1 protein-coding gene is annotated in these 23,619 nt (G+C 75.4%); it reads right to left on the bottom strand.

Annotation, left to right across the window (positions count from 1 at the left end):
• Positions 1-20: 20 nt before the first annotated feature.
• Positions 21-23,597 (bottom strand): type I polyketide synthase, encoded by a 23,577-nt coding sequence (locus LPU61_RS05490; RefSeq protein WP_229404314.1) that lies wholly within the window; start codon positions 23,595-23,597, stop codon positions 21-23.
• Positions 23,598-23,619 lie beyond the last annotated feature (22 nt).

The raw sequence follows: 23,619 nt of genomic DNA, 5'->3' as shown, positions 1-23,619 counted from the left end.
ACTCCGTACGTGGGGCAAGGTCAGGACTCGGAGCCGTCGAGCGCCAGCCTGATGAGGGTGTCGGCGTCCATCTCGTCGATGTCGACGTCCCCGCCGGTGGGGGCGGGGTCGGTGTCGTCGTTGGTGAGCTTGAGCAGCAGGTCGAGGAGCCCGGCCTCGCGGATGCGGGCCAGCGGGATGGTGGCCAGGGCCTGGCGTACCGCCGTCTCGGCCGGGTCGGCCGCCTCCTCCCGGTGCGCCTCGGGGACCAGCGCGGTGAGCAGGTGGTCGGCCACGGCGGCCGGGTCGGGGTGGTCGAAGACGAGCGTGGTGGGCAGGGGCAGCCCGGTGGCCCGGGTGAGCCGGTTGCGCAGCTCCACGGCGGTCAGCGAGTCGAAGCCGAGGTCCTTGAACGCCCGCCGCGGCTTGACCCGCTCCGGGCCGGGGTGGCCGAGGACGGCGGCGGCCTCGGCGCGGACCAGGTCGGTGAGGTGCCGGTCCTGCTCGTCGCGGGGCAGGGCGCGCAGCCGGTCCCGCAGGGCCTGCCCGCCGTCGGCCGGCGCGGCGTCGTCGTCGGGGCGCTCGGCGGGCCGGGCCTCGGGCAGGTCGGCCAGCAGCGGCCGGGGCCGCACCGACGCGTACGCCGGGGCGAACGTCGCCCAGTCGACGTCGGCGACGGTGAGGCAGGCCCGCCCGCGCCCGACGGCGACCCGCAGGGCGTGCACGGCGTCGGCGGGGGACATCGCCCGCAGCCCGCGCCGGGCCAGTTCCCGCTGGGCGTCGTCGGTGGCCATCCCGCCGTCGGCCCACGGTCCCCACGCCACGGAGGTGGCGGCGAGTCCCCGGGCGCGGCGGCGCTCGGCGATGGCGTCGAGGTAGGCGTTGCCGGCCGCGTAGCCGGCCTGCCCGCCGCTGCCCCAGATCCCGGCGATGGACGCGAACAGCACGAACGCGTCGAGCGGCCGGTCGCCGAGCAGTTCGTCGAGGTGCACCGCCCCGGCGATCTTGCCGGTCAGCACCCCGGCGAGCCGGCCGAGGTCGGTGTCGACGAGCGGGGCCACGTCGTTGAGCCCGGCGGCGTGCACCACGGCGGTCAGCGGGGCCGGGTCGGCGTCGACGCGGGCGAGCAGGGCGGCGACCGCGTCCCGGTCGGCCACGTCGCAGGCGGCGACGGTGACCCGTACGCCGAGGGCGGCCAGCTCGTCGCGCAGCTCCACCGCCCCCGGCGCGTCCTCGCCGCGCCGGCTGGTCAGCACCAGGTGTTCGGCCCCGCTGCCGGCGGCCCAGCGGGCCACGTGCGCGCCGAGCGCGCCGGTGCCGCCGGTGACGAGCACGGTGCCGGAGGGCCGCCACCGGTCGGCCGCCGCCGCGTCGGCGGGGACGGCCCGGGTCAGCCGGCGCGCGTACACGCCGGTGGGCCGCACGGCGAGCTGGTCCTCGTCGCCGGCGGCGGTGAGGGCCGCCGCGAGCCGGGCGGGGTCGACGCGGCCGGCGCTGCCGGCGGGGTCCACGTCGGCTCCGGCGGCGGGCAGGTCGAGCAGGCCGACCCGCAGTTGCGGCAGCTCCAGGCCGGCGACGCGGCCGAGGCCCCACAGGCCGCCCTGGGCGGCGCTGCGGACGGCGTCGCCGTCGCCGGTGCCGACCGCGCCCCGCGTCACGCACCACAGGGTCGCGCTCGCCCCGGCATCGTGCAGGGCCTGCGCCAGCGCCAGCGTGGCCGCCGTGCCGACGGGCACGGCCGGGTGCTGCGGGTGCGGGTCGTCGGCCAGGCCGAGCAGGGAGACGACGCCGGTGACGGGCCCGTCGGCGAGCGCGGCGGTGAGCCGCCGGGCCAGGCCACCCCGGGTGGCGCCGACCGGGTCGGCGGGCAGCCGCCGCACGTCCGCGCCGGCCGAGGCGAGCGCGGCGGCGATGTCGTCGGCGGTGTCGCCGTCGGGCCCGACGAGCAGCCAGCCGCCGGCCGCCACCGGCGGGTCGGCCGGGTCGATCGGCCGCCACCCGATCTGGTACGACCAGCCGTTCACCGCCGCGTCCCGGGTGCGGGCCCGTCGCCAGGTGGTGAGGGCGGGCAGGGCCGGGGCGAGTGCGTCAAGGGCGGTGTCGTCGCCGAGTTGGGCGGCGAGGGCGGTGAGGTCGCCGCGTTCGACGGCGGCCCAGAACTCGGCGTCCCCGCCGTCGGTCTCCTTGCGCACCACCGGCCCGGCCTCGGGCCAGAACCGCTGGTGCTGGAACGCGTACGTCGGCAGGTCGATGCGGGACGCGCCCGTGCCGGCGAACCACTGCCGCCACGACACCGGCACCCCGTTGACGTGCAGCTCGCCTAGGGCGGCCAGCAGCGCGGTCGCCTCTGGCCGGTCCCGGCGCTGGGCCGCGACGGTCAGGACGCCCTCGTCACCGGGCAGCACGTCGGCGGCCAGAGCCGTCAACACACTCTGCGGCCCCACCTCCAGGAACGTGCCCACCCCGGCCTTGCGCAGCACGGTCACGCCGTCGGCAAACCGCACCGCCTCGCGGACGTGCCGCACCCAGTAGTCGGCGGTGCGGATCTCGTCGGCGTCAGCCAGCGCCCCGGTCAGGTTCGACACGACCGGCAGCAACGGTGCCGCGAAGGTGAGCCCCTCCAACACGGCCCGGAACTCGGCGAGCATCGGCTCCATCAACGGACTGTGGAACGCGTGGCTGACGGCGAGCCGGCGTGTGCGCACGCCCCGGTCCCGCCACGCCTGCTCGACCTCGTCCAGGGCCTCGACGGCCCCGGAGACGACCACGGCCGACGGGCCGTTGACGGCGGCGATCCCGACGTCGGCGCGACCGGCGATCGACTCCGCCACCACCTCCTCGGCCGCAGCCACCGCGAGCATTCCGCCCCCGGCCGGCAACGCCTGCATCAGGCGACCCCGCGCCGCAACCAGTGCGCACGCGTCCGCCAGGGACAACACCCCCGCCACGTACCCAGCCGTGATCTCCCCGACCGAGTGGCCCCCGACGAAGTCCGGCACCACCCCGAACGACTCCACCAGGCGGAACAACGCCACCTCGACCGCGAACAACCCGGCCTGCGTGAACACCGTCTGGTCCAGCAGACCTGCCTCGGGGCTGCCCTCCGAGGCGAACAGCACCGGCCGCAGCGGCTGCGGGAGCAGCGGGTCCAGCCCGGCGCACACCTCGTCCAGCGCGGCGGCGAACACCGGGAACGCCTCCGCCAACTCCCGACCCATCCCGGCACGCTGCGCGCCCTGGCCCGAGAAGAGGACCGCGAGCTGGCCGCGCTGCTCCGGGGTGCCGACCACCACGGCACCGGACGGCTGACCGGCGGCCAGAGCCCGCAGGGCAGCCAGCAGATCGTCCCGGCCCTCGGCGACGACCACCGCCCGCTGTTCCAACGCCGGACGCGTCGTCACCGACGACCACGCCACGTCCAACGCGGCAAGCGACTCGTCATCGGCCAACCACCGGGCCCACCGGCCCGCCTGACCCGCCAACGCCCCATCCGTGCGGGCGGACAGCAGCACCGGCACCACCGGCGGCGGCACCCGGTCCACCACCACACCCTCGACGACCTCCACCGGAGGCTGCTCGATGATCACGTGCGCGTTCGTCCCCGAGATCCCGAACGACGACACCGCCGCCCGACGCGGCCGATCCACGGCCGGCCACGGCGTCGCCTCGGTCGCCAGGGCAACCGCCCCGGCGGTCCAGTCGACGTGCGGCGACGGCTCGTCGACGTGCAGGGTCGGCGGCACGACGCCGTGCCGCATCGCCAGGACCATCTTGATGATCCCGGCGACGCCAGCCGCCGCCTGCGTGTGGCCCATGTTGGACTTGATCGACCCCAGCAGCAGGGGACGGTCGGCGGGCCGGTCCTGCCCGTACGTGGCCAACAGCGCCTGCGCCTCGATCGGGTCACCCAGCGTGGTGCCGGTGCCGTGCGCCTCCACCGCGTCCACGTCCGCCGGCGTCAGTCGCGCGTTCGCCAGGGCCTGCCGGATCACCCGCTGCTGCGACGGACCATTCGGCGCCGTCAGGCCGTTCGACGCCCCGTCCTGGTTGACCGCCGTGCCCCGCACCACCGCCAGAATCCGGTGGCCGTTGCGGCGGGCGTCGCTCAACCGCTCGACGAGGAGCATGCCGACGCCCTCGGACCAGCCCGTCCCGTCGGCGGCGGCGGCGAACGACTTGCACCGGCCGTCGGCCGACAGGCCGCGCTGCCGGGAGAAGCCGACGAAGGCGCTCGGCGTGGCCATGACGGTGACGCCGCCGGCCAGGGCCAGGTCGCACTCGCCGGAGCGCAGCGCCTGCGCGGCCAGGTGCAGCGCGACCAGCGACGACGAGCACGCGGTGTCGACGGTCACCGCCGGCCCCTCCAGGCCGAAGACGTACGCCACGCGACCGGAGGCGACGCTGCCGGCGGTGCCGTTGACGAGGTAGCCCTCCAGCTCCTCCGATGCCGCCAGGCGGCCCGCGTAGTCGTGGTGGATCAGGCCGGCGAAGACGCCAGTGGTGGCCTTCGTGTCGCGCGGGTCGATGCCGGCGTGTTCGAACGCCTCCCACGAGGTTTCCAGCAACAACCGCTGCTGCGGATCCATCGCCAGGGCCTCACGAGGACTGATCCCGAAGAACCCCGGATCGAACTCCGCCGCGTCGTACAGGAAACCACCCTGCCGCGTCGTCGACGTCCCCGCCCGATCCGCATCCGGGTCGTACAACGCGTCGAGGTCCCAACCCCGATCGGCCGGGAAACCACCGATCGCATCCCCACCCGACGCCACCAGATCCCACAACTGCTCCGGGCTGGACACCCCACCGGGGAACCGGCAGGCCATGCCGATGATCGCGATCGGGTCGTCGTCGTCCCGGGCTACGGCCCGGGTGGTGGCGGCCGGGGCGGCGGAGTGGCCGAGTTGCTCGTGCAGGTGCTCGGCCAGGCGCTCCGGCGTCGGGTAGTCGAACACCAGCGTCGCCGTCAACCGCAGCCCCGTCGCCGAGGCCAACCGGTTACGCAGCTCCACGGAGGTGAGCGAGTCGAACCCGAGTTCCTTGAACGCCCGCCCACCCGCAACCGCCTGCGCCGACGCATGCCCCAACACCGCCGCCGCCTGACCACACACGAGCTCCACCAACAACCGACGCGCCTCGTCCCGCGACAGCCCGACCAGCCGCTCGGACCAGCCCGAGCCGGCCCCGGCCCGCGCGGCACCCGCCTGGCGGCGTACGCCGGTCCGGGCCAGCAGCCGGACGATCGGCGGGACCTGCCCGGCGTCGCCGGTGATCCGCAGCCGGGCGGCGACCACCGCCGCCCGGGGCCCGGCGGTCGCGGCGTCGAGGAGGGCGGCGCCCTCATCGGCGGTGAGGCCGGTCATGCCGAGCCGACCCAGGCGCTGCCGGTCGTCGGCGCTGAGCTGGGCGGCCATCCCGCCCGTGGCCCACATGCCCCAGCCGATGCTGGTCGCCGGCAGCCCCTGGGCGCGGCGGTGCTGGGCGAGAGCGTCGAGGAACGCGTTCGCCGCCGCGTAGTTGCCCTGACCCGGCGAACCCAACGTCGCCGCGATCGACGAGAACACCACGAACGCCGACAGATCCAACCCCGCCGTCGCCTCGTGCAACGCCCACGCACCGTCCACCTTCGGCCGCAGCACCGCAGCCACGCCGTCGACGGAGAGCGAGCCGATCGTCGCGTCGGCGATCACCCCGGCCGTGTGCACCACCGCCGTCAACGGATGCGCCGGGTCCACCCCGGCCACCAGCGCCGCCACCTGCCCCGCATCGGCGACGTCCACCGACACGGCAGTGACCTGCGCCCCGGCCCCGGTCAGCTCCGCGACCAGGGCCGCGTAGTCGGAACCCTCGACCGGCAGCCGACGCGACGCCAACACCAACCGACGAGCCTGACCCGTGGCCACCAGGTGCCGCGCCACCACCCCGGCCAGGGTGCCCGAAGCGCCCGTGACCAGCGTCGTGCCCTCGGCATCGGCGGCCACCGGCACGGTCAGCACCACCTTGCCGACATGCTTCGCCTGACTCAGGTGCCGCAACGCCTGCCGCGCCTGCCGCACGTCCCACACCCGCACCGGCAACGGCGACAACACACCCTGCTCGAACAACGCCAACAACTCGCCCAGCATCTGCCCGATGCGCTCGCCGCCCGCCTCGTTCAGGTCGAACGCCCGGTAGACCACCCCCGGGTGCAGCTGCGCGACCGCGTCGGCATCACGCACATCGGTCTTGCCCATCTCGACGAACCGGCCGCCACGCGGCAACAACCGCAACGACGCATCCACGAACTCACCCGCAAGCGCGTCGAGGACCACATCCACCCCGGCACCACCGGACGCGGACGCGAACACCTGCTCGAACTCCGTCGACCGCGACGACCCGATCCGCTCCGGAGCCACCCCAAGGCCCCGCAGCGTCCCCCACTTACCAGGACTCGCCGTCGCATACACGGTCGCACCGAAATGCTGGGCAAGCTGAATCGCCGCCATGCCCACCCCACCCGCACCCGAGTGGATCAACACCGACTCACCCGACCGCAGCCCTGCCAGATCGTGCAACGCGTAGTACGCCGTCAGGAACACCACCGGCACCGACGCCGCCTCGACAAACGACCACCCGCGTGGCACCCGCGCCACCCGCAACCGCTGCGCCACCACCTGCGGCCCGAAACCCGGCTCGAACAGGCCGAACACCCGATCACCCGGGCTCAAGTCGTCGACACCCGGGCCGACCTCCAGCACCACACCCGCACCCTCGCTACCCATCACCGCCGACGGATCCGGATACATCCCCAACGCAATCAACACGTCCCGGAAGTTCACCCCGGCGGCACGTACCTCGATGCGGACCTCGCCGGGGGCGAGGGCGGCCGGGGCGGCGGCGACGATCTCGACGCCGTCGAGCGTGCCGGGGCGCGCGGCGGCGACGTGCCACGCACGGTCCGCCGGCGGGGTCAGCTCCGCGCCCGGCTGGCGCACGAGCCGGGGTACGCACACCGCGTCGCCCCGCAGCGCGAGCTGGCCGCCGACGGTGGACGGATCGGCCGCGACGGTCGCCAGGACGGCGAGCGCCTGCGGGCCGATGGCCTCGTCGGTGTCGGCGAGCACGATGCGGTCGGGATGCTCCGACTGCGCCGAACGCAACAGACCCCACACCGCCGCACCCGCCAGGTCGGTCACCCGGTCCTCGTCCCGCGCCACCACGGCACCCCGGGTCACCACCACCAACCGCGAATCGGCGAGCAGATCGGCGGCAAGCCACCCCTGCACCACACCCAACACACCCGCGACGACATCCCGCACCGCGTCCGGCACAGGCCCTCCGGCGACGCCGACGGGCAGCAACACGAAAGCCGGAGCGGGTCGCCCCGCCTCCACGGCCGCCACCAGCGCCGGCACGTCCGCGTACGCGGACACGTCGTCAGGCAGCCCGACCTCGCCGAGCGCCACCCAGCCGGATCCGTCGGCGGTGGGGGCGACGTCCTGCGGCTGCCAGGTCACCTCGAACAGGGAACGGTCCACGGCGCTGGGCGCGGCCACACCGGTCAGCTCCCGCAGGACGAGGGAGTCGACGGAGACGACCGGCGACCCGGAGTCGTCGACCGCGACGAGACGCACCCCGGAACCGGCACGACTCATCCGCACCCGCAACACCGACGCACCGGCGGCGTGCACCTGCACACCGCTGAACGCGAACGGCACCCGAGGCCCGGTGCCGGCGTCGAGCAACCCGATCGGGTGCAGCGCGGCATCCAGCAACGCCGGGTGCAGCCCGAACGCGGACGCGTCCGCCGCCGACTCCGGCAGGGCCACCTCGGCACACAGCTCGCCGTCGCCCGTCCACACCCGGCGCAGCCCCTGGAACACCGGCCCGTACGCCAGCCCATGCCCGACGAGCGCGTCGTACCAGCCCGACAGGTCCACCTCGGACATGCCGACCGGCGGCCACTGCCCCACCACCGGCTCCTCGGCCACGGCCGACTCCAGCACGCCATCCGCGTGCCGGACCCACTCCCCGTCCGCATCCTCGTCGGGCTGGGCGTGCACCGTCACCTCACGGGCACCGGAGTCGTCGGCCGACCCGACGCGCACCTGCACCCGCACCCCGCCCGAGACCGGGAGCGTCAGCGGGGCGGCGATCGTCAACTCCCGCACCCGCGACGCACCCACCTCGTCGCCCGCCCGCACCACCAGCTCGACCAGCGCCGCACCCGGCACCACCACCGCACCAGAGATGACATGGTCGGCCAGCCACGGATGCGTCGACACCGACAGCCGACCGGTCAACACGACCTCGTCGTCACCGGCCAGGCGCACCGCCGCGCCGAGCAGCGGATGCCCCGGGGCGGCCAGTCCGGCACCGGACACGTCGCCGGCCCGCCAGGCCGCCGCGTCGGGCCAGTACCGCTGCCGCTGGAACGGGTACGTCGGCAGGTCCAGCGGGCGCACGGCCGCGCCGCCGCCGGTAAGGGTGGCCCAGTCGACGGGCACGCCGCCCGCGTACGCCTCGGCGAGGGCCGCGAGCAGCGCGGACGCCTCGGTGCGGCCCCGGCGCAGGGTCGGCACGACCACCGGCCCGGCGGCGGGTTCCGCGGTGTCGGCGAGGCAGTCGGAGATCATGCCGGCGAGCACCCCGTCCGGCCCGACCTCCAGGTACGTGCCGACGTTGCGCTGCCGCAGGTAGGCGATCCCGTCGGCGAAACGGACGGCCTCCCGGACGTGCCGCACCCAGTACCCGGGGTCGCACAGGTCTTCCGGGTCGGCGGCGACGCCGGTCAGGTTGGACACGACGGGCAGCGTCGGCGGCTGGAAGGTGAGCCCGTCGAGGACGGCCCGGAACTCGGCCAGCATCGGTTCCATGAGCGGGCTGTGGAAGGCGTGGCTGACCCGCAGTCGGCGGGTGCGTACGCCCCGATCCCGCCAGCCGGCCTCGACGGCGTCGAGGGCGTCGGCGGCGCCGGAGACGACGACGGCCGCAGGCCCGTTGACGGCGGCGATGCCGAGCCGGTCGGTCAGGCCCTCGATGGAGGCGCGGACGTCGGCCTCGCCGGCGGCGACGGCGAGCATGCCGCCCCCGGCGGGCAGCGCCTGCATGAGCCGCCCCCGGGCGGCGACCAGCGCGCAGGCGTCGGCGAGGGAGAGCACCCCGGCGACGTGCGCGGCGGTGATCTCGCCGACGGAGTGGCCGCCCACGAGGTCGGGGACGATCCCGAACGACTCGACGAGGCGGTACAGGGCGACCTCGACGGCGAACAGGCCGGCCTGGGTGAACACCGTCTGGTCGAGCAGGTCCGCGTCGGGGGAGCCTTCGGTGGCGAACAGCACGTCGCGCAGCGGTCGGGGCAGCAGCGGGTCGAGGTGGGCGCACGCCTCGTCGAGCGCGGCGGCGAACACGGGGAACGCCCCGTACGCCTCCCGGCCCATGCCGGGGCGTTGCGCGCCCTGGCCGGAGAAGAGGACGGCGAGCCGGCCGGGTCGGACGGTGCCCCGGACGACGACGGACGACGGCTCGTCGGCGGCGACGGCGGCCAGGCCGGCGAGGAGGCTCTGCCGGTCGCGGGGCAGCAGCACCGCGCGGTGTTCGAACGCGGACCGGCCGGTGGCGAGGGCGTGGCCGAGGTCGGGCAGGCCGACGGTCGGGTTCTCCCCCAGCCAGTCGCGCAGCCGGCGGGCCTGTTCGGCCAGGGCGTCGCCGGTGCGGGCGGAGAGCACGCAGGGGGTGGTGAGGTCGCCGGTGGTGATGGCGGCGGGGACGGTCACGGTCGGCGCGGGCGTCGCCTCGGGCGCCTGCTCCAGGATGGTGTGGACGTTGGTGCCGCTGATGCCGAACGACGACACGGCGGCGCGGCGCGGCCGGTCCACCTCGGGCCAGGGGCGGGGCTCGGCGAGCAGCGACACCGCCCCGGCCGACCAGTCGATGTGCTCCGACGGGGTGTCGACGTGCAGGGTGGCGGGAAGCTGGCCGTGCCGCATCGCCATGACCATCTTGATCACCCCGGCGACGCCTGCGGCGGCCTGGGCGTGGCCGATGTTCGACTTGATCGAGCCGAGCAGCAGCGGCCGGTCGGCGGGCCGGTCCTGCCCGTACGTGGCCAGCAGCGCCTGCGCCTCGATCGGGTCACCGAGCGCCGTGCCGGTGCCGTGCGCCTCGACGGCGTCCACGTCGGCCGGGGTCAGGCGCGCGTTGGCGAGGGCCTGCCGGATGACGCGCTGCTGCGAGGGGCCGTTGGGGGCGGTGAGGCCGCTGCTGGCCCCGTCCTGGTTGATCGCGCTGCCCCGGACGACGGCCAGGACGCGGTGACCGTTGCGTTGGGCGTCGGAGAGCCGTTCCAGCAGCAGCATGCCGACGCCCTCGGCGAAGCCGGTGCCGTTGGCGCCCGCGCCGAACGCCCGGCACCGCCCGTCGGGCGACAGGCCGCGCTGGCGGGAGAACTCGGCGAGCATGCCGGGGGTGGACATGACGCTGACCCCACCGGCGAGGGCGAGGCCGCACTCGTTCTGCCGCAGCGCCTGCGCGGCGAGGTGCAGGGCGACCAGCGACGACGAGCAGGCGGTGTCGACGGTGACGGCGGGGCCTTCGAGGCCGAACAGGTAGGAGATGCGGCCGGAGGCGACGCTGCCGGCGCTGCCGTTGCCGACGTACCCGTCGAGCTCGTCGGACGTGCCGAGGGCCTTGCCCGCGTAGTCGTGGTAGATCAGGCCGACGTAGACGCCGGTGCTGCTGCCCCGGGCGGTCAGCGGGTCGATGCCGGCCCGCTCGAACGCCTCCCACGAGGTTTCCAGCAGCAGCCGCTGCTGCGGGTCCATGGCGAGCGCCTCGCGGGGGCTGATGCCGAAGAAGGCGGCGTCGAAGTCGGCGGCGTCGTAGAGGAACCCGCCGCGCTGCGGGGTGGCCGTGTCGTCTCCGGCGTCGCCGCGCAGGTCGGTGAGGTCCCAGCCGCGGTCGGTGGGGAAGGGCGCGATGACGTCCGCGCCGGCGGTGACGAGGTCCCACAGTTGCTCGGGGGTCCGCACGTCGCCGGGGAAGCGGCACGCCATGCCGACGATCGCGATGGGCTCGTCGACGCCGGGCGCGGCGGCAGCGGCGGGGGCCGGCGCGGGGGTGGCCCGGCCGCCGATCTCCCGGTCGAGGAAGTCGGCGAGCACGGCGGGCGTCGGGTAGTCGAAGGCGACGGTGGCAGGCAGCCGCAGCCCGGTGGCGGTGGCGAGCCGGTTGCGCAGCTCGACGGAGGTGAGCGAGTCGAAGCCGAGTTCCTTGAACGGCCGCTGCGGGTCGACGGTGTCGGCGGAGCGGTGGCCGAGCACGGCCGCCACGGCACCGGCGACGAGGTCGAGGAGCCGGCCGCGCCGTTCGGCGGGGCTGAGGGCGGCGAGCCGCTCGCCCAGCGACAGGTCGGTGGCGGCCCGGGTCGCCGCCCGCCGCCGGGTGCGGGGCTGGCGCACGAGGTCGCGCAGCAGCGCGGGGACCGGTCCGCCCGTGGCCGCCGGCACCTTCATGAGTACGAGGTGCGCGCCGCCGTGCCGCTGCGCGGCGTCGAGGAGCGCGAGCCCTTCGGCGTCGGTGAGCGGCGCGCTGCCGGCGCGGATGACGCGCCGGTGCTCGGTGGCGTCGAGGTGGGCGGTCATGGTGCTGGTGGTGGCCCAGAGACCCCAGGCGAGGCTGGTGGCCGGCAGCCCTTGGGCGTGGCGGTGCTGGGCGAGGGCGTCGAGGAACGCGTTCGCCGCCGCGTAGTTGCCCTGACCGGGCGAACCCAACGTCGCCGCGATCGACGAGAACACCACGAACGCCGACAGATCCAACCCCGCCGTCGCCTCGTGCAACGCCCACGCACCGTCCACCTTCGGCCGCATGACCGCAGCCACGCCGTCGACGGACAGGGAGCCGATCGTCGCGTCGGCGATCACCCCGGCCGTGTGCACCACCGCCGTCAACGGATGCGCCGGGTCCACCCCGGCCACCAGCGCCGCCACCTGCGCCGCATCGGCGACGTCCACCGACACGGCAGTGACCTGCGCCCCGGCCCCGGTCAGCTCCGCGACCAGGGCCGCGTAATCGGAACCCTCGACCGGCAGCCGACGCGACGCCAACACCAACCGACGGCTCTGGCCCGTGGCGACGAGGTGCCGGGCCACGACCCCGGCAAGGGTGCCCGACGCCCCGGTCACCAGGGTCGTGCCGTCCGGGTCCACCGCAGCCGGAACCGTCAGCACCACCTTGCCGACGTGCTTCGCCTGACTCAGGTGCCGCAACGCCTGCCGCGCCTGCCGCACGTCCCACACCCGCACCGGCAACGGCCGCAGCGCACCACTCTCGAACAACGCCAACAACTCACCGAGCATCTGCCCGATGCGCTCGCCGCCGGCGGCGTTCAGCTCGAACGCCTGGTAGGTCACGCCGGGGTGTTGGCGGGCGACCAGTTCCGGGTCGCGTACGTCGGTCTTGCCCATCTCGACGAACCGGCCGCCACGCGGCAACAACCGCAACGACGCATCCACGAACTCACCCGCAAGCGCATCGAGGACCACATCCACACCCGCGCCACCGGACGCGGACGCGAACACCGCCTCGAACTCCGTCGACCGCGACGACCCGATCCGCTCCGGAGCCACCCCAAGGCCCCGCAAAGTCCCCCACTTACCAGGACTCGCCGTCGCGTAGACCGTCGCGCCGAAGTGCTGCGCAAGCTGGATCGCCGCCATCCCGACCCCACCCGCACCCGAGTGGATCAACACCGACTCACCCGACCGCAAACCCGCCAGATCACGCAACGCGTAGTACGCCGTCAGGAACACCACCGGCACCGACGCCGCCTCAACAAACGACCACCCGGACGGCACCCGCGCGATCCGCTGCCGCTGCGCCACCACCTGCGGCCCGAAACCCGGCTCGAACAGGCCGAACACCCGATCACCCGGGTTCAGATCATCCACACCCGGGCCGACCTCCAGCACCACACCCGCACCCTCGCTACCCATCACCGCCGACGGATCCGGATACATGCCGAGCGCGATCAACACGTCCCGGAAGTTCACCCCGGCCGCGCGCACGGCGATGCGGACCTCGCCCGGGGCGAGGGGCTGGGCGGTGCCGGGCAGCAGGTCGACGCCGTCGATCGTGCCCGGGGCGACGGCGGCCACGTGCCACAGGTCGCCCTGCGGGGTGAGGGCGTCGCCGGCGGGGCGGGTGACCCGGGGCGCGAGGACGGTGCCGCCCCGGACGGCGAGCTGCCCGCCGGTGGGGGCGGGGTCGGCTGCCACCGCCGCGAGCAGCGCCACCGCGTCGGCGTCCAGCGGGCCGTCGAGGTCGGCGAGCACGATGCGGTCGGGGTGCTCCGACTGCGCCGAACGCAACAGACCCCACACCGCCGCACCCGCCAGGTCGGTCACCCGGTCGCCGGGCAGCGCCGCCACGGCGTCGCGGGTCGTCACGACGAGCTTCGTGTCGGCGAGGGCGTCGGCGGCCAGCCACGCCTGGACGGCCACGAGGATGTCCGACGCCGCGGCCCGGACCAGGCCGGGCAGGTCGCGGTCCGGGGTGCTCCCGGGGGTCCGGTCCGGGGCGGAGCCGGCGTCGCCGGGCGCGCTCGGGCCGGCCGGCAGCAGGACGATGCTCGGCGCGGGCCGGCCCGCCTCGACGGCGGCGGCCAGGGCCGCAACGTCCGGGTACGCCGGCACGTCGCCGGGCAGGGCGACCTCGCCGAGCGCCACCGCGCCCGACACGTCGGCGGCCGGGGTCACGTCCTCGGCGTGCCAGGTGAGCTCGAACACCGACCGGTCGGCGGCGTTGGGCGCGGCGACGCCGGTCAGCTCCCGCAGGACGAGCGAGTCGACGGCGACGACCGGCGCACCGGACTCGTCGGCGGCAACCAGGCGCACCCCGGCACCGGCACGGCTCAACCGCACCCGCAGCACCGACGCGCCCGCCGCGTGCATCTGCACACCGGCGAACGCGAACGGCACCCGAGGCCCCGACGCCTCCTCCGCCGACAACAGCCCGATCGGATGCAGGGCGGCATCCAGCAGCGCCGGGTGCAGCCCGAACCGGCCGGCGCTCTCGGCGACGTCGTCGGGCAGGGCCGCCTCGGCGTAGACGTCGCCGTCGCCCGCCCACACCCGGCGCAGGCCCTGGAACACCGGCCCGTACGCCAGCCCATGCCCGACGAGCGCGTCGTACCAGCCGGACAGGTCCACCTCGGACACGCCGACCGGCGGCCACTGCCCCACCACCGGCTCCTCGGCCACGGCCGGCTCCAGCACACCATCCGCGTGCCGGACCCACTCCACGTCCCCGTCCCCGTCGGGCTGGGCGTGCACCGTCACCTCACGGGCACCGGAGTCGTCGGCCGCGCCGACCCGCACCTGCACCCGCACGGCCTCGGCGGCCGGCAGCGTCAGCGGGGCGGCGATCGTCAACTCCCGCACCCGCGACGCACCCACCTCGTCGCCCGCCCGCACCACCAACTCGACCAGCGCCGCACCCGGCACCACCACCGCACCCGACACCACATGGTCGGCCAACCACGGATGCGTCGACACCGACAGCCGGCCCGTCAACACGACCTCGTCATCACCCGCCAGGCGCACCGCCGCACCCAACAGCGGATGCCCAGGAGCGGCGAGCCCCGCCCCCGACACGTCGCCCGCGTGCCACGTGCCCGCCTCGGGCCAGAACCGCTCCCGCTGGAACGCGTACGTCGGCAGGTCCACCCGGGACGCGCCGGAGCCGGCGAGGACGGCGGCCCAGTCGACCGGTACGCCGGCCGTGTGCAGGCCGCCGAGCGCGGCGAGGAGCTGGCGGGGGCCGTGCTCGTCGCGGCGCAGCGACCCGACCACGACGCCGCCGGGCTGGCCGTCGGCGGCCCGGTCGAGCGCGTCCTGCACCACCACCTTGAGCACGGGGTGGGGGCTGACCTCGACGAACGTGCGGTAGCCGACGGCGATCAGCGCGTCCACGACGGGGGCGAGGCGCACCGGTTCGCGCAGGTTCCGGTACCAGTAGTCGGCGTCCAGCTCGACGGTGTCGATGGGCTCGCCGGTGACGGTGGAGTGGAACGCCACCTCGGTGGGATGGGCCTCGATCGTGCCGAGCGCGGCGGCCAGGTCCTCGCGGACGGCCTCGACGTGCCCGCAGTGGGAGGCGTAGTCCACGGCGATCCGGCGGGCCCGGATGTCGCGTTCCGCGCAGGTGGCGAGCAGTTCGTCGACGGGGCCGGCGTCGCCCGACACCACGGTCACGGCGGCGCCGTTGACGGCGGCGACGGACAGGGCACCGGCCCAGGGCGCGACGAGCTGCTCGGTGTCGGCGGCGGACAGCGGCACGGACACCATGCCGCCCAGCCCGGAGATGGCGAGCAGGCCCCGGCTGCGGGCGACGACGAGCCGCATCGCGTCGGGCAGGGTGAGCGCGCCGGCGGCGCAGGCGGCGGCGATCTCGCCCTGCGAGTGGCCGATGACGGCGTCGGGCCGTACGCCGCACGACTTCCACACCTCGGCGAGGGAGACCATGACAGAGAAGAGCAGCGGCTGGACGACGTCCACCCGGTCCATCGGCGGGGCGTCGGGCGCGCCGCGCAGGACGTCCTCGGGGTTCCAGTCGACCAGCCGGGACAGTTCCGCCGCGCACTGGTCCATCCGGTCCCGGAAGACCGGCGAGGACTCCAGCAGGTCGAGGGCCATGCCGGCCCACTGGGAGCCCTGGCCGGGGAAGACGAAGACGACCTTCGGCGTACCGTCGGGGATGCCGGCGTGGTGGTCGGCCTCGGCGATCGCGGCGAGCCCGGCCAGCGCGGACTCCCGGTCGGCGGCCACGGTGACCTGCCGGTACGGGTGGTGGGCGCGGCCGGTGGCGAGCGAGTACGCGAGGTCGACGAGGTCGAGGGCCGGGTCGTCGGCGAGGTGGGTCCGCAGCCGGGCCGCCTGGTCGCGCAGGGCGCGGGCGCTGCGGGCCGACACGAGCAGCGGTACGGCGTCGGCGGCGACCAGGCCGGGCGACGGCACCGCCGGCTGTTCGGGGCGGGGCGCCGGGGCTTCGGCGGGGGCCTGCTCGATGATGGCGTGGGCGTTGGTGCCGCTGATGCCGAAGGAGGACACGGCGGCGCGGCGGGGCCGGTCGACGGCCGGCCAGGGCGCGGCGGTGGTGGTGAGGGTGACGGCCCCGGAGGTCCAGTCGATGTGCTCCGACGGCGCGTCGACGTGCAGGGTCGGCGGGACGACGCCGTGCCGCATCGCCATGACCATCTTGATCACCCCGGCGACGCCGGCGGCGGCCTGGGTGTGGCCGATGTTCGACTTGATCGACCCGAGCAGCAGCGGCGTCTCCCGCCCCTGCCCGTAGGTGGCGAGCAGCGCCTGCGCCTCGATGGGGTCGCCGAGGGTGGTGCCGGTGCCGTGCGCCTCGACGGCGTCCACGTCGGCCGGGGTCAGCCGGGCGTTGGCGAGGGCCTGCCGGATGACGCGCTGCTGTGACGGCCCGTTCGGCGCGGTGAGCCCGTTGGACGCGCCGTCGGAGTTGACGGCGCTGCCCCGCACGACGGCGAGGACCCGGTGGCCGCGCCGCCGGGCGTCGGAGAGGCGCTCGACGAGGAGGATGCCGACGCCCTCGCCCCAGCCGGTGCCGTCGGCGGCGGCGGCGAACGCCTTGCACCGGCCGTCGGGGGCGAGGCCGCCCTGGCGGGAGAACTCGGAGAACATGCCCGGCTGGGCCATCAGCGCGACGCCACCGGCGAGGGCCATGTCGCATTCGCCGGAGCGCAGCGCCTGCGCCGCGAGGTGCAGGGCGACCAGCGACGACGAGCACGCCGTGTCGACGGTGACGGCCGGGCCCTCGAAGCCGAAGGTGTAGGCGACGCGGCCGGAGGCGACGCTGCCGGCGGTGCCGGTGAGCAGGTGCCCTTCGAGCCCTTCGAGGCCGTCGCTGCCGGTGGCGGCGTAGCCGGAGGAGGCGGCGCCGATGAAGACGCCGGTGACGGTGCCGTGGCCGGTGGCGGGGTCGATGCCGGCGTGCTCGAACGCCTCCCACGAGGTTTCCAGCAGCAACCGCTGCTGCGGATCCATCGCCAGGGCCTCACGAGGACTGATCCCGAAGAACCCCGGGTCGAACTCCGCCGCGTCGTACAGGAAACCACCCTGCCGCGTCGTCGACGTCCCCGCCCGATCCGCATCCGGGTCGTACAACGCGTCGAGATCCCAACCCCGGTCCCCCGGGAAACCACCGATCGCATCCCCACCCGACGCCACCAGATCCCACAACTGCTCCGGACTGGACACCCCACCCGGGAACCGGCACGACATGCCGACGATGGCGATGGGCTCGTCGGTGCCCGCCGGGCCGGCGGCGCGGGCGGCGGCCGGGGCGGCGCTGGCGGTCTCGCCCAGCCGCTCGCGCAGGTGCTCGGCCAGGCGCTCCGGCGTCGGATAGTCGAACACCAGCGTCGCCGTCAACCGCAGCCCCGTCGCCGAGGCCAACCGGTTACGCAACTCCACGGAGGTGAGCGAGTCGAACCCCAACTCCTTGAACGCCCGCCCACCCGCAACGGCCTGCGCCGACGCGTGCCCCAACACCGCCGCCGCCTGACCACACACGAGCTCCACCAACAACCGCCGCGCCTCGTCGGGCGCGAGGCCGGCGAGGCGGTCCGACCAGGAGGTGCCGGTGCCGCCGGTCGCGCCGCCCGCCTGGCGGCGTCCGCCGGCGCGGGCGAGCAGCCGCAGGATCGGCGGGACCTGGCCGGCGTCCCCGGTGATGCGGAGGCGGGCCGCCGCGATCGCCGGCAGGGCCCTGGCGGTGGCCGCGTCGAGCAGGGCCGCGCCCTCGGCGGCGGTGAGGCCGGCCATGCCGAGCCGCCGCAGCCGCTGCGCGTCGTCGCGGTCGAGGTGGGCGGTCATGGCGCTGGTGGTGGCCCACATGCCCCAGCCGATGCTGGTGGCCGGCAGCCCTTGGGCGCGGCGGTGCTGGGCGAGGGCGTCGAGGAACGCGTTCGCCGCCGCGTAGTTGCCCTGACCCGGCGAACCCAACGTCGCCGCGATCGACGAGAACACCACGAACGCCGACAGATCCAACCCCGCCGTCGCCTCGTGCAACGCCCACGCACCGTCCACCTTCGGCCGCAGCACCGCAGCCACGTCGTCGGCGGTGAGGGACGTGACGACCGAGTCGGCGAGGACGCCCGCGCAGTGCACCACGGCCGTCAACGGATGCGCCGGGTCGATCCCGGCGACCAGGCCCGCCACCTGCGCCGGGTCGGCAACGTCCACCGACACGGCGGTGACCTGCGCACCCGCCCCGGCCAGCTCCGCCACCAGCGCCGCATAGTCGGAACCCTCGACCGGCAGCCGCCGCGACGCCAACACCAACCGACGAGCCTGACCCGACGCCACCAGGTGCCGCGCCACGACCCCGGCCAGCGTCCCGGACGCGCCGGTCACCAGGGTCGTGCCGTCCGGATCGACCGCGACCGGGACCGTCAGCACCACCTTGCCGACGTGCCTGGCCTGACTCAGGTGCCGCAACGCCTGACGGGCCTGCCGCACGTCCCACACCCGCACCGGCAACGGCGACAACACACCCTGCTCGAACAACGCCAACAACTCGCCGAGCATCTGCCCGATACGCTCGCCGCCCGCCTCGTTCAGGTCGAACGCCCGGTAGGCGACCCCCGGGTGCAGCTGCGCTACCGCGTCTGCGTCGCGGATGTCGGTCTTGCCCATCTCGACGAACCGGCCGCCGCGCGGCAACAACCGCAACGACGCGTCCACGAACTCACCCGCGAGGGCATCGAGGACCACATCCACCCCGGCACCACCGGAGGCGGACGCGAACACCTGCTCGAACTCCGTCGACCGCGACGACCCGATCCGCTCCGGAGCCACCCCAAGGCCCCGCAGCGTCCCCCACTTACCAGGACTCGCCGTCGCATACACGGTCGCACCGAAATGCTGCGCGAGCTGAATCGCCGCCATCCCCACGCCACCCGCACCCGAGTGGATCAACACCGACTCACCCGACCGCAGACCCGCCAGATCGCGCAACGCGTAGTACGCCGTCAGAAACACCAGCGGGACGGAGGCGGCCTCGGCATAGGACCAGCCGGCGGGGATCCTGGCCACCCGCTGCCGCTCGGCGACGACCTGCGGGCCGAAGCCCGGCTCGAACATGCCGAACACCCGGTCGCCGGGCGCGAGTCCGTCGACGCCGGGACCGACCTCCAGCACCACGCCCGCGCCTTCGCTGCCCATCCGGGCCGCCGCGTCCGGATACATGCCGAGCGCGATGAGGACGTCACGGAAGTTCACGCCGGTGGCGCGTACGGCGATGCGGACCTGCCCGGCCCCGAGCTTCGCGGCCGGGGCGGCGACCAGGTCGACGCCGTCGATCGTGCCGGGGGCGACGGGCGCGAGATGCCAGAGACCCGACGCCGGGGGCGTCAGCTCGTCGCCGGTCAGCCGCGTCAACCGGGGTACGCGCACCGCGCCCTCGCGGACGGCGAGCTGCCCGCCGGTGGGGGCGGGGTCGGCGGCCACCGCCGCGAGCAGCGCCACCGCGTCGGCGTCCAGCGGGCCGTCGAGGTCAGCGAGCACGATGCGGTCGGGGTGCTCCGACTGCGCCGACCGCAACAGACCCCACACCGCCGCACCCGCCAGATCGGTCACCCGGTCCTCGTCCCGCACCACCACGGCACCCCGGGTCACCACCACCAACCGCGAATCGGCGAGGACGTCAGCGGCGAGCCACCCCTGCACCACACCCAACACGCCCGCGACGACATCCCGCACCGCGTCCGGCACCGACGTCCCCGCAGCGGTAGTCGGCAGCAGCACGAGCCTCGGCGCGGCCGTGCCCGCCTCCACGCCCGCCACCAGGGCCGGCACGTCCGCGTACGCGGACACGTCGTCAGGCAGCCCGACCTCGCCGAGCGCCACCACACCGGGCACCTCGGCGGCCGGGGTCACGTCCTCGGCGTGCCAGGTCACCTCGAACAGGGAACGGTCGGCCGCGCTCGGGGTCGAGACGGTGCCCATCTCCCGCAGGACGAGGGAGTCGACGGAGACGACCGGCGACCCGGACCCGTCGACCGCGACGAGCCGCACCCCGGCACCGGCGCGGCTCAACCGCACCCGCAGCGCGCGGGCACCGGCGGCGTGCACCTGCACACCGGTGAACGCGAACGGCACCCGAGGCCCGGTGCCGGTGCCGGCGTCGAGCAACCCGATCGGGTGCAGGGCGGCATCCAGCAGCGCCGGGTGCACCCCGAAGCCGGTGGCGTCGGCCGCCGCCTCGTCGGGCAGGGCGACCTCGGCGTACACGTCGCCGTCGGTGTCGGTCCACACCCGGCGCAGCCCCTGGAACACCGGCCCGTACGCCAGGCCGTGCTCCGCGAACGCCGGATACCAGCCGGCCAGTTCCGCCTCGGTCGCCCCGGCGGGCGGCCACGCGCCGACGGTCGGCTCCTCGGCGGCGGCCGGCTCCAGCACACCCTCGGCGTGCCGGATCCACTCCGCGTCCGGCTCGTCGTCGGGCTGGGCGTGCACCGTCACCTCGCGGGCACCGGAGTCGTCGGCCGCGCCGACGCGCACCTGCACCCGCACGGCCTCGGCGGCCGGCAGGGTCAACGGGGCGGCGATCGTCAACTCCCGCACCCGGGAGGCACCCACCTCGTCGCCCGCCCGCACCACCAGCTCGACCAGCGCCGCACCCGGCACCACCACCGCACCCGACACCACATGGTCGGCCAGCCACGGGTGCGTCGACACCGACAGGCGACCCGTCAGCACCGCCTCGTCGTCACCGGCGAGGCGCACCGCCGCGCCGAGCAGCGGATGCCCCGCCACGCCCAGGCCGGCGGCCGACACGTCGCCCACCTGCCACGTGCCCGCCTCGAGCCAGAACCGCTCCCGCTGGAACGCGTACGTGGGCAGGTCCACCCGGGACGCGCCCGTGTCGGCGAACCACGACCGCCACCCCACCGACACCCCGTGCACGTGCAGCTCCGCCAGCGCGGCCAGCAGACCGGCGACCTCCGGCCGATCCCGACGCTGAGCGGCCACCGCGACCACGTCCCCGCCGTCAGGCAGCGCCTCCGCCGTCAACGCCGTCAACACACTCTGCGGGCCGACCTCCAGGAACGTGTCCACCCCCGCTGACCGCAACGCCGCCACCCCGTCGGCGAACCGCACCGCCTCGCGGACATGCCGCACCCAGTAGTCGACGCTGCGGACCTCGTCGGGATCGGCCAGCGCCCCGGTCACGTTCGACACCAACGGCAGCACCGGCGCGGAGAACGTCAACCGGCTGACCAACGCCCGGAACTTCTCCAGCATCGGCTCCATCAACGGGCTGTGGAACGCGTGACTCACCGCCAGCCGACGGGTCCGCACCCCCCGCCCCCGCCACGCCTGCTCCACCACGTCCAGGGCGTCCACCGCACCCGACACCACCACGGACTCAGGACCATTGACCGCCGCGACCCCCACCCGGTCGGACAGCCCGTCCAGCGACGCCAACACGTCCGACTCGGCCGCGTTGACCGCCAACATCCCACCACCGGCCGGCAACGCCTGCATCAACCGACCCCGCGCCACCACCAACGCACACGCATGCTCCAGCGACAACACCCCCGCCACATGCGCGGCGACGATCTCCCCCACCGAATGCCCACCCACGAAGTCCGGCACCACACCGAACGACTCCACGAGACGGAACAGGGCCACCTCGACAGCGAACAGGCCCGCCTGCGTGAACACCGTCTGCCCCAGCAGCTCGGCCTCCGGCGTCCCCGCCTCCGCGAACAACACCGGCCGCAGCGGCTGCGGCAACCCACGGTCCAGGTGCCCGCACACCTCGTCCAGCACCGACGCGAACACCGGGAACGACGCGTACAACTCACGACCCATCCCCGCCCGCTGCGCGCCCTGACCGGAGAACAGCACGGCGAGCGGACCCCGGTCGGCGGCGCGGCCGGCGACGACCGCGCCGGACGGCTCGCCCGCCGCCAGGGCGCGCAACCCGGCGAGGAGGTCCTCGCGGCCCGTCGCCACGACCACCGCGCGGCTGTCCAGGGCGGCGCGGGCGGTGACCGACGACCACGCCACGTCCACGGGACGCGCGTCGGGGTCGGCGTCCAGCCAGGCCGCCCAACGGCCCGCCTGCGCGGCGAGGGCGGCGGGGTGCGCGGCGGAGAGCAGCACCGGCACCGCCGGGAGTTCCCGCGCGGGGGCCTCGGTCGCGGCGGCGGGCTCTGGCGGCGGGGCCTGTTCCAGGACGAGGTGGGCGTTGGTGCCGCTCATGCCGAAGGAGGAGACGGCGGCGCGGCGGGGCCGGCCGGCGTCCCCGGTCCACGGGCGGGCCTGCGTGAGCAGGGCGACCGCGCCGCCCGTCCAGTCGACGTGCGGCGTGGGCTCGTCGGCGTGCAGGGTCGCCGGGAGCAGCCCGTGCCGCATCGCGAGGACCATCTTGATCACCCCGGCGACCCCGGCGGCGGCCTGCGTGTGGCCGAGGTTCGACTTCAACGAGCCGAGCCAGAGCGGCCGGTCGGCGGGCCTGTCCTTGCCGTACGTGGCCAGCAGCGCCTGCGCCTCAATCGGGTCGCCGAGCCGGGTGCCGGTGCCGTGCGCCTCCACGACGTCCACGTCGGCCGGGGTGAGGCCGGCGTTGTCGAGGGCCTGGCGGATGACGCGCTGCTGGGCGGGGCCGTTCGGGGCGGTGAGGCCGCTGCTGGCCCCGTCGGAGTTGACGGCGCTGCCCCGGATCACGGCGAGCACGGGGTGGCCGTTGCGGCGGGCGTCGGACAGCCGCTCGACGAGCACCATGCCGACACCCTCGGCCCAGCCGGTGCCGTCGGCGGCGGCGGAGAACGCCTTGCACCGGCCGTCGGCGGCCAGCCCCCGCTGGCGGGAGAACTCGACGAACCCGCCGGGTGTGGCCATCACGCTGACGCCGCCGGCCACGGCGAGGGTGCACTCGCCGTCACGCAGGGCCTGGCCGGCCAGGTGCAGCGCGACCAGCGACGACGAGCAGGCGGTGTCGACGGTGACGGCCGGCCCCTCCAGGCCGAACGAGTAGGCGAGCCGGCCGGAGATGACGCTGGCGGCGGTGCCGGTCAGCACGTAGCCTTCGGCGCCCTCGGGGAGGCGGCGCAGCACGGAGGCGTAGTCCTGCCCGGCGGTGCCGACGAACACGCCGGTGCGGCTGCCGCGCAGCGACCCGGCGTCGATGCCGGCGCGTTCGAACACCTCCCAGGTGGTCTCCAGCAGCAGCCGCTGCTGCGGGTCCATCGCGAGGGCCTCGCGGGGGGAGATGCCGAACAGGGTCGGGTCGAAGTGGCCGGCGTCGTCGAGGAACCCGCCCCGGTCGCTGTACGAGGTGCCGGGGTGGTCGGGGTCCGGGTCGTACAGCCGGGCCAGGTCCCAGCCCCGGTCGGTGGGGAACGGACCGGTCGCGTCGGTGCCGGCGGCCACGAGGTCCCACAGGTCCTCGGGGGAGCCGACGCCGCCGGGGAACCGGCACGCCATCGCGACGACGGCGATCGGTTCGGGTTCGGCGCTCTCCAGCTCCCGCAGGCGCCGGTGCGCCTGGCGGAGCTCGGTGGTCACCCACTTGAGGTGTTCGAGGAGCTTCTCTTCGTCCGCCATGACCCACCCGCCCGGAGCTTGC

Source organism: Micromonospora sp. NBRC 110038, assembly GCF_020884815.1.
Classification (GTDB): Bacteria; Actinomycetota; Actinomycetes; order Mycobacteriales; family Micromonosporaceae; genus Micromonospora; species Micromonospora haikouensis.
Note: the sequence above shows the minus strand (reverse complement) of the source record. Positions and strands in the feature narration are given on the sequence as shown.